8 protein-coding genes are annotated in these 9,406 nt (G+C 59.0%); 6 read left to right on the top strand and 2 right to left on the bottom strand.

The annotated features are described in order from the left end of the window. Positions 1 to 71 precede the first annotated feature (71 nt). From MOD31_RS13275 to MOD31_RS13250, 6 genes are all read left to right on the top strand, one after another. A complete protein-coding gene (locus tag MOD31_RS13275; protein WP_160147622.1) occupies positions 72 to 242 on the top strand; it encodes a hypothetical protein in 171 nt (56 codons plus the stop codon). Between the two features lie 67 nt (positions 243 to 309). Beyond that, positions 310 to 1,536, top strand: coding sequence for a glycosyltransferase family 4 protein (locus MOD31_RS13270; RefSeq protein WP_142937369.1), 1,227 nt, complete (start codon positions 310 to 312; stop codon positions 1,534 to 1,536). A 44-nt stretch (positions 1,537 to 1,580) separates the two neighbouring features. After that, positions 1,581 to 2,618, top strand: a complete 1,038-nt coding sequence (gmd, locus tag MOD31_RS13265; RefSeq protein WP_142937370.1) for a GDP-mannose 4,6-dehydratase — start codon at positions 1,581 to 1,583, stop codon at positions 2,616 to 2,618. After that, positions 2,615 to 3,580, top strand: coding sequence for a GDP-L-fucose synthase (locus MOD31_RS13260; RefSeq protein WP_250820882.1), 966 nt, complete (start codon positions 2,615 to 2,617; stop codon positions 3,578 to 3,580). Before gmd ends, MOD31_RS13260 begins: the two co-directional genes overlap by 4 nt. A gap of 33 nt (positions 3,581 to 3,613) precedes the next feature. Then, on the top strand, positions 3,614 to 4,537 hold the full coding sequence (locus MOD31_RS13255) for a nucleotidyltransferase family protein (protein ID WP_142937372.1): 924 nt from the start codon (positions 3,614 to 3,616) through the stop codon (positions 4,535 to 4,537). A 68-nt stretch (positions 4,538 to 4,605) separates the two neighbouring features. Beyond that, a complete protein-coding gene (locus MOD31_RS13250; RefSeq protein WP_250820881.1) occupies positions 4,606 to 5,985 on the top strand; it encodes a UDP-glucose/GDP-mannose dehydrogenase family protein in 1,380 nt (459 codons plus the stop codon). Here MOD31_RS13250 and MOD31_RS13245 read toward each other — a convergent pair. Together MOD31_RS13245 and MOD31_RS13240 are read right to left on the bottom strand one after the other, a co-directional pair. After that, positions 5,982 to 6,593, bottom strand: coding sequence for a response regulator transcription factor (locus MOD31_RS13245; RefSeq protein WP_166841946.1), 612 nt, complete (start codon positions 6,591 to 6,593; stop codon positions 5,982 to 5,984). The genes MOD31_RS13250 and MOD31_RS13245 overlap by 4 nt on opposite strands. Before the next feature lie 41 nt (positions 6,594 to 6,634). Continuing rightward, positions 6,635 to 9,199, bottom strand: coding sequence for a LuxR C-terminal-related transcriptional regulator (locus MOD31_RS13240; protein WP_250820880.1), 2,565 nt, complete (start codon positions 9,197 to 9,199; stop codon positions 6,635 to 6,637). Positions 9,200 to 9,406: the final 207 nt, after the last annotated feature.

Below are 9,406 nucleotides of genomic sequence, written 5' to 3'. Positions count from 1 at the left end.
ACACCACGACGAGGGCGCCGGCATGTTCACCATCGCTTATTAGCCACGTCCATGCCGTGCAACACCAACCGGTGACTCAAAGCCCGGTTATTCACACTGGCCTGGATATCCCGGCTGAGCCCCAACCCAAGGCCTACGGAAAGGGACGACGCATCGCTTTGATTGCGGGCATCGTCATGGGGCATCTTGTGACCATCTTCGGGCCGTTGCTGCTTGGCCGATGGCCCGTGGCACCCCTGTGACGCGCACATTTTCTCGGCAATGGACATCCGTTCCGGCAATGACTTTCTGCCCGAGCGGGGAGGGCTCATGAAAGCGCTGATTGTGGGTCTGAACTATGCCCCGGAACCCAGCGGAAACGCTCCGTACACCACCAAACTCTCCCAAGGGCTGGCGAGGCGCGGGGTGTCCGTCAAAGTGCTGACAGGCTACCCCCACTACCCCGAATGGAAGATCGCCGACGGCTATACCGGCCTCTCCATGGAAGAGAATTTGGCCGGCGTGCCTGTTAAGCGACTACGGTCCAGCGTCCCTAGACGACCCAACGGACTGAGCCGCCTCCTCATGGAGATTACGTTCGGAGTCCGCACCGTGCTTGAGCGTTGGGACCGCCCGGATGTGGTCCTCGTAGTCAGCCCTGCCCTTTTCTCCGCGGCTTTCGCTATTGTTCGGGCACGCATTTTTCGTGTCCCGGTTGGCATCTGGGTCCAGGACCTCTACAGCAAGGGCATGGAAGAAACGGGCGATTCGCGTTCCCCGCTGGCTTCCATCATGAAGCGCCTCGAAGCCGCGATCTTCAGCTCCGCGGACGGAGTCAGTGTGATTCACGAACGTTTCCGCGATCACGTCGTCAATGACCTGAGGGTGCCCGCCCACCGTGTCCGCGTCATTCGAAACTGGACGCACGTACAACACCACCATTCTTTTGACAGAACGGCCGCCCGCAAACGATTTGGCTGGGCGGCAACGGATTTCGTAGCACTCCACGCGGGCAATATGGGGGTCAAGCAGGGGTTGGAGAACGTCATTGATACCGCGCGCCTGGCTGGACGTAGCGGAAGCGATGTTCGTTTCGTCTTGCTGGGCAACGGTAACCAGCGGCGAACCCTCGAATCCAAAGGTGTGGGCATCGACAGGCTGCAGTTCCTGGAGCCGCTTCCGGACCGCGACTACTCCGAGGCGCTCCGATCCGCCGACGTCCTGCTGGTCAACGAGCGCCCGGGTGTCAAAGAGATGTCAGTGCCGAGCAAGCTGACGAGTTACTTCGTGACCGGTCTTCCGATTATTGCCGCCACTGAAGCAGGCAGCGCAACAGCCCACGAGTTATTGGCCGCAGGGGCCGGGATCCGGGCTGAGTGCGGATCACCCGGAGACCTGGTGGCAGCCATCGAGCGTCTCCGCAAGGACCCTGAAACCGCCAAAGACTTCGGTGCTGCAGGCCGGCAGTACAGCGACAGGGTTCTTACCGAAGAGGTGGCAGTGGAGAGCTACGTCGAGTGGTTGAGCGATCTGGCGTCGCGAAAGCGACTGCGCTGACACGGGATTTACCTCATTTATCTGTACGAAGAGAAGGAAAGACCTTGGCCAAGAAAGCGCTAATAACAGGAATTACGGGGCAGGACGGCTCTTATCTCGCCGAACTCCTGCTCTCTAAAGGCTATGAGGTGCACGGATTGATCCGCCGCTCTTCAACCTTTAATACGTCCCGGATCGACCACCTTTACGTGGATCCGCATAACAGCAAAGCACGCCTCTTCCTCCATTACGGTGACCTTTCCGATGGCGCCCGGCTGGTGACTTTACTGGCTGATATCCGTCCTGACGAGGTCTATAACCTGGGCGCCCAGTCCCATGTGCGGGTTTCTTTCGACGAACCGGAGCACACCGGCAACACCACTGGAATTGGTACAACCCGGCTTCTGGAGGCCGTGCGCATGGCCGGAATCGAAACCCGCTTCTACCAGGCATCCTCGTCCGAGATGTTCGGCGCTACCCCGCCGCCGCAGGACGAGGCCACTCCTTTTTATCCGCGTTCTCCTTATGGCGCGGCCAAGGTTTACAGCTACTGGATGACGAAGAACTACCGGGAAGCTTATGGGATGTTTGCCGTCAACGGCATCCTGTTCAACCATGAATCACCACGCCGTGGAGAGACATTCGTTACGCGCAAAATTACGCGTGCCGTGGCAGCCATCAAGGCAGGTAAACAGTCCGAGTTGTACATGGGCAACCTTCAAGCTGTTCGCGACTGGGGGTACGCCGCGGAGTACGTCGAGGGCATGTGGCGCATGCTTCAGGTAGACGAGCCCGATGACTATGTGCTGGCCACCAATGAGGGCTATACGGTCAAGGACTTTCTTGAGACCGCGTTTGAACATGCTGGTTTGAAATGGGAAGACTACGTTCGCTTTGATGAGCGTTACCTTCGTCCTACAGAGGTTGAAGCACTCATTGGCGACTACTCCAAAGCCAAGGAAAAGTTGGATTGGGAACCGACTGTCAGGACGCCGGAGCTGGCCCGCCTCATGGTGGACGCCGACATTGAAGCTTTGCAGCACGGAGGAAACCCGTGGATCGATGCCGTGGATCTGCAGTCCTGGAAGGCACTCGCCCGATGACGGCCTTTACCCCCGGACGGCTTGATCGATCCTCCCCTTTCTATGTTGCAGGGCATGGAGGCTTGGTGGGATCCGCCCTGTGGCGGAAACTTTCGGCTGAAGGCTTCACGAAGAGGATCGGGCGGACGTCCAAGGAACTGGACCTCAAGGACCGCACTGCTGTATTCGCGTTCTTTGAGAAGGAGAGGCCACGATACGTGGCCTTAGCGGCAGCCAAAGTTGGCGGCATCCTTGCGAACAAGACGTACCCGGTGGAATTCCTCACTGAGAACATTCGGATTCAAGTAAATGTCATGGATGCAGCCCTGGAATATGGGGTGGAACGGCTGCTGTTCTTGGGGTCATCCTGCATCTACCCCAAGCTGGCACCCCAGCCCCTCAAGGAAGAGTACCTACTAACAGGGCCGTTGGAGGAAACCAACGAAGCCTACGCCATAGCCAAAATCTCCGGAATAATGCACGTCCAAGCTGTACGTCGGCAGTACGGTCTACCGTGGATTTCGGCCATGCCCACCAACCTGTACGGTCCTGGAGACAACTTTTCGCCACATGGTTCCCATGTCTTACCGGCCCTTATTCGTCGGATGGACGAGGCCCGGGCTCGGGGCGATGAGTCGGTGACAAACTGGGGAACGGGCGAACCGCGCCGCGAATTTCTTCACGTCGACGATTTGGCTGCTGCCTGCCTGCACCTGCTGGAAAACTACGACGGTCCGGAACACGTCAACGTCGGTGTCGGGGCGGACCTGACCATTAAGGAGCTCGCCGGCTTGGTTGCCGCCGTCGTCGGTTATGAGGGCGCCCTTGAATGGGACGCGACGAAACCCGACGGCACGCCCCGCAAGCTGATGGACGTGGAGAAGCTGGAGGCGCTCGGATGGACCGCGGGCATTTCCTTGAAGGATGGGCTCGAGTCCACCTACGCCTGGTTCAACGAGAACCGAAACGGCCTCAGGGACTAGCTTGTGAAGCCGCTTCACGTTCTGCTCGCGGCTATGAGCCCGCCAACCTCGGCAGCACCAGCACCGGTGGAAGTTCTCAGGATCACTGAGTCGATCCTGCTCTCTGCCGCAGTGGTTTCCCATGTCGCGGCGGAATGCAACATCCGGGTGCTGCTCATCAAGGGTCCAGCAGCAACCATGGTGGGGGCACGTCCCGTAAGACCATCCCTGGACTTGGACATTCTGCTCCATCGCTCGGACCTGAAGGCTCTGCTAAAGGCACTTGAGCAACAGGGGTGGGCGGCCAGAATCCCTGAAGTCTCCGAGGCGTTCCCTGATCACTCGACGACGCTCATCAACCCAGGGTGGCCCTCCGACATCGACGTCCACTGGAGGTTCCCCGGGTTTTACGAGGATGAGTCTGAGGTTTTCGAACACCTTTGGGCTGCCAGGCAAAGCATCGAGCTGGGTGGTCGTCCCGCTTGGACGCTTTCGCGCAACGATGCCCTCCTGGTAACCCTCCTGCACGCCTTGCGAAGTCCGGCAAAGGGGGTCCTCCACGACGACGTCGCATTCTGCCTCCAGGAGATAAGGCAGTCCCCGCAGGAGCACTATGACAGGGCACTGGAACTCGGGGCAATAGGACCTCTGGGACCGTTGTTTGCGGAGTTGCCGGAAACGCGGGCCTTTGACCTTGGTGAGCCGCCCTTTGATTGGGTACTTCGGACGACGGCGCAAAGGTCTGCCACTCTCCGTCTCTTCCACCTCATGGAGATTCCGTGGTCCAGGAAGCCGGCAGCGCTGTGGCAGGCCTTGGTTCCCTCCCGGGAGTCCATTAGCTGGCATGACCTGGACCTTCGCGACATGAACCATTGGCAGCAAACCTCGTTCAGGTTTCGCCGACTATGGCGGAGTTTGACCGAGGGCGTCCAGACCCTGCGGGAAGTCCGCGAAATCCGCGCCCGCATCCAGAAATAGGCGGGCCCCACCGCGCGGCCGCCCCCACAGTTTTTGATCATCGTTGTCACTCTGAAAAGCGAGAACTCATGCGAATCACCGTCATAGGCACCGGATATCTGGGTGCCACTCATGCCGCCTGTATGGCCGAACTTGGCTTTGAGGTGCTTGGTCTCGATATTGACCCCGCAAGGGTCGGGTCGCTTTCAGAGGGACTGTTGCCGTTCCATGAACCCGGCCTGCCCGAACTTCTTCGGAAGCATGTGAAGAGCGGACGCCTTCGCTTCACCACTTCTTATCAGGAAGTAGGAGCGTGGGGCGATGTTCACTTCATTGGCGTGGGAACTCCCCAGCGCCCCGGAGAAGGTGCTGCCGACATGTCATTCGTGGATGCGGCAACCATCTCCCTCGCCCGAAACATCACCAGGGACGCCCTCATTGTGGGAAAGTCGACAGTTCCGGTGGGAACCACGAGGCGGCTGAAGGCCCTTGTTCGTGACAACAAACGCCACGGCGTCACATTGAACGTTGCGTGGAATCCGGAATTCCTCAGGGAAGGCTTCGCAGTAGTAGATACTTTGACCCCGGACAGGCTGGTTATTGGTGTGGAATCGCCTGAGGACGAGTCAGTGTTGCGGCAGGTTTATGCGACCGCCCTCGGGGAAGGCGTGCCCTTGATCAGCACCGACTTTGAGACTGCAGAGCTGGTCAAGGTAGCTGCAAATGCTTTCCTCGCTACAAAAATATCCTTCATCAATGCCTTCTCTGAGGTAACAGAGGTCATTGGGGGAGATATTCGAACGCTTGCGGATGCCATTGGCCTCGACGCGCGTATCGGGCGGCGTTTCCTCAACGCCGGCATTGGGTTCGGTGGCGGATGCTTGCCTAAGGACATACGCGCACTTCAGGCACGCGCAGCTGAACTCGGCTTGGATCGAAGCATGCGATTCCTCGACGAGATGGACGGCATCAATTTGAGGCGTCGAGAGCGCGCTGTTGAGTTGGCCCGCGTGATGCTCGGTTCGATTCCCCACAGCAGGATCGCCATCCTTGGTGTTGCGTTCAAGCCCAACAGCGACGACGTCCGGGACTCACCGGCCCTGGACATCGCCAATAGGCTCTTCGACGAGGGTGCGGAGGTATCGATCTATGACCCGGCAGGCAACCTCAACGCCTCCCGGCGATCGCCTCAGCATAATTACGTACCCTCCACAGAAGATGCCGTCAGGAACGCAGATCTTATCCTTCTTCTTACCGAGTGGGACGAGTTCAAAGCCCTGACGCCGGAGGTTCTTTCCGCGCAAACGGGGACACGGAAGATCATTGACGGACGGAACATACTCAAGGTCCGGGAATGGGAAGATTCCGGCTGGTCGCTTGGTTCGCTCGGTCGCCGCTACGAGGCGAACATGGCGACAGAAGACCAACCAAAGCCGCAACTCCACATGAGTTCCGGCCCCTCCGCCTAGAGGCGGCTCTCAATCGATTGCCTCGACGGTGCCGCCGGCCGCACGGTAGCGCGGTACCGTCGGGCTACTGCTGCGCGGCTGGCCTGCGGGGGGATTCCGAGTTTTCGTCGAACCGAGGCCAGTTGGTTACGGAGAGTCGAGTCGGCAATTCCCAGTCGCTTCGCTACTTCAATCCGCGGCAGTTCCTCATCAGTGAGGAAGTAAGCATCGGCCGCCACTTCCTCAGCAGTCGTTAGGGGGACGTGATTTCGGCCAGTGGTGGGATCAAACGGCAAATGTGTTCCGTCGGCGGCGATGCTCCTGACCGCGGCAAGCAGGACGGGCAGCGTGGCTGTTTCCGGTACGTAGCCCCGTACGCCGAGATCCATCAGGCGTAGGACGCGCGAGCTGTGGAGCAGACCGCCGTAGACAAGCACCCTGTAGCTGTCATGGACCAGGTCCACCACATCGGCTTCAAGCTCCGGTAACGTCCCATCAACCACGGCCACGCGACCAGAAGAGACGGCGGGCAACGAGTTAGTGGCCCAATGGATCAGCGCCGTGAACTGCCGGTGCGTACTGACAACAAGTATCTGGGGCAACTCCGTGACTCCTGTCTTGTGGGTCAAGTGAAATAGTGGGGCGCTGAGGAAGACTCCGGGCCGAAGCCTCAGGCTTGGGAGGCCTCACTGGAGCCCGATGTCAAGGGCTTGGGTGCATTCCGAATGAGATCTGCCAGTTGTTTTCGAGTGGTGGTATCGGTCTTCCGCAGAGCGTTGGAAATGTGGCTCTCCACAGTCCGGATGCTGATGCCGAATTGCTCCGCGATGTCCTGATTGCTCTGCTGCCCGGCGACGAGGGCAACTTCGATCTCCCTCATGGTCAGGGAAGAGCCGGGAGGCTCGGACCTGAAATCAAACAAGGTCCCCACCACACCGAAACGGGCAACGAAATCCTTTGCTGCCCTTCTGATCTGGCTGGCAATAGCAGGCTCCCCGCTGAGTTGGCACCTCTGCTCTGCTCCGCGAAGAAGCATGGACACTTGAAACGTGTCTCCGTCCAAGACGTAGGTGTCCAGTAAATGGCGTAGTCGTGGTAGATCCATCGCTATGGCGGCATCCGCAATGGTTAGGAGCTGGTGGTGTGCTGTCATGGAGCGGTCCTCCAGAATTTTTTGGAGGAGACCCCGGACTCGCGGGCCCGGGAGCAGTCCCAGCGCGAAAAGCCCCGTGTGCATGGCTTCGTAGACATAACCACGGGCAAGTGACTTTTCGATGATGCGGCTGGCTCGCTCGTCGAAGGCTTTGGCGCTCGCGGGGCGGCTTGCGGCGAGGTCGTGCAAACCCGTGCCGAAACCAGGTAGCGCACCAATATCCACTGCGTTGGATCCCGCCGACATCCCCAAGGAAGTCGCTGGCACCGCGTCCCGAAGTGAGGAGAGGCGCAGCATGGCCACGTGCAACGGCTCCACGATAAACCCAGGCTTGCCCAAGGAAAAGGCGCGCCCCATGAGATATTCGGCTTCGTCAAACAGACCGTGATGAAGAAGGGAAAGCGCTGCGATGTAACTCTGGCTGACGAAGGCTAACTGATCGACATTCTGCAAAGCCCTTTCCCGACACTCGAGAGCCATGACGAGGGCCGATTCTTCGCGGCCGCTGGAGAGCATTGCCATACCGCGGATAAATGACTCGAAAGGCTGGCAGCCATGTGCTCCCTCGGCGGAGTCCATAGCGCTCTGCGCCCTCTGTGGGTTGAGCTCATAGAGCTCCAGCATTCCCTTGATTATGGGGAGAATGTCGCTTTGTGGTCCGCGCCCGGGGGGATCACCTATAACCTCGTCCCGATCGCCGGGGATGCCGCTCTGTGATGCGTGAAGGAGTGCGATGACCCCTTCGGCTTCATGCCGCAGGCCCGGTTCTTTGGAAGACAGAGCCTGCATTGTCCCGATTGCGCCGGGCAGGTTCCTCTCGTGTGAGAACTGCCACCAAGCCAAAGACATACTGAACAAAAAGAGCTCTGGTAATTCACCGCCGTCGGAGTCGGTTTGGAGCAAAACTTCCTGGATTCGATGCGGGTTGGCAGGCGCTCCCCAATAGAATTTGAGGATCGCGACAGCATTGGCCAGGCTGCGATCACGTTGCCAGTTTTGGTAGCACAACTCTTCAAAGGCGTCGCGCCGCTGCTGGAAGTATCGCGTGGCGGCCGCGTGGTTGCTGCCCATTTCTCCGCGCACCTTGGAAATCGAAGCCGACAACAGGTCATCTGTGGCTGCCGGAGTGGGGAGATCGCCTGGCCCTGCAATGACGTGATCAGTGACTGCGCTCTGGAGAATTCTCCGCGAGCTTAGCGTGTGGGCACGAAGGTAGTCATCCACTATCGGCGGAAAGACAGCAGCAAGTAGGGTTTCTTCCGGACCTTGAATCACAGAGATCAACCCGTTGTATTCGAGGTTATCGAGGATGTCCTCACCCACAGTTGCCACCAATCGGTCAACAGGGCTGGGACCCAGAAGCGACAACTTGTTCAGAGCCCGGACTTCCTCCGGCCGCAGACCCTGGAGCAAGGCTTCCACGGTTCCGTTGAGATGTTCGTTCATCAGTTTGGGGCTGTTCATGCACCACTGACCGTCCTTAAGAATGATGCGCCCGCTGAGGGCCGAGGTCTGGAGGATGCGAACCGCCAACCGCAAATTGCCGCCGGATTTGGTCAGAACAGTCGCAACTACATTCACTTCCGCCGGATGCCCAAGGGTTTCGGTGATGAGTTTGCTGATTTGGTCGTATTCCAGAGGTGCCAGGGCGACGGTGGCTTCGGGAATGCTCCCCAAATAGCCGGAGGTTCTGGGCTGAAAGGGTCGATCATTCATGGTGGTAATCAGCGGGACATTGCTCCTTCTTCGCAGCACGTCCACTACTGCCAACGACTCGCGGTCCAGGTTCTCGAGATCGTCGATCGCTATCAGGTGCGCCCCGGACCTGGCCATCTGGACCGAGAGAAGGTCCACGATGCCGAGAATTCCGATTGTCCTGGAACGAAGATCCAAGCCCAGGGAAAGTACGCCGGCAAAAGGCACGGCAGCAAGCGCTGGAGCAGCGAACATGGTGTACACAGTGGCGCCGTCTTCCTCCAGTTTCGCAACGACTCTCTTAAGGAGACTGGTTCGGCCACTGCCGGGTGCCCCGACGATTCTCACACCCAGACCTTTGGCAACGTAGTCCAGGACACATTTCATCTTCCGTGTATGCAACTGCTGACCCCTTATGGAGGCGGCTGTTCGACCACGTGACGCCGCCAAAAAGCCGTGCCTCTACTTGACAACTTCCAAGTGGGCCAAGGACTTGATTCGTGTCGAGGAACGGTTGGGGCCTTAGTACATTTGCACGGCAGTCATAGGCACGACGAAGGCGCCCCGGTACTTAGGCCGTGGCATTGGGGGAGA

It is taken from the genome of Paenarthrobacter sp. TYUT067, assembly GCF_023656375.1.
In the GTDB taxonomy this organism is placed as follows: Bacteria; Actinomycetota; Actinomycetes; order Actinomycetales; family Micrococcaceae; genus Arthrobacter.
Note: the sequence above shows the minus strand (reverse complement) of the source record. Positions and strands in the feature narration are given on the sequence as shown.

Coding starts and splice junctions, on each gene's coding strand:
- MOD31_RS13270 (WP_142937369.1), top strand. CDS start 310: ATGAAAGCGCTGATTGTGGGTCTGAACTATGCCCCGGAACCCAGCGGA.
- MOD31_RS13250 (WP_250820881.1), top strand. CDS start 4,606: ATGCGAATCACCGTCATAGGCACCGGATATCTGGGTGCCACTCATGCC.
- MOD31_RS13255 (WP_142937372.1), top strand. CDS start 3,614: ATGAGCCCGCCAACCTCGGCAGCACCAGCACCGGTGGAAGTTCTCAGG.
- MOD31_RS13260 (WP_250820882.1), top strand. CDS start 2,615: ATGACGGCCTTTACCCCCGGACGGCTTGATCGATCCTCCCCTTTCTAT.
- MOD31_RS13240 (WP_250820880.1), bottom strand. CDS start 9,199: ATGAAATGTGTCCTGGACTACGTTGCCAAAGGTCTGGGTGTGAGAATC.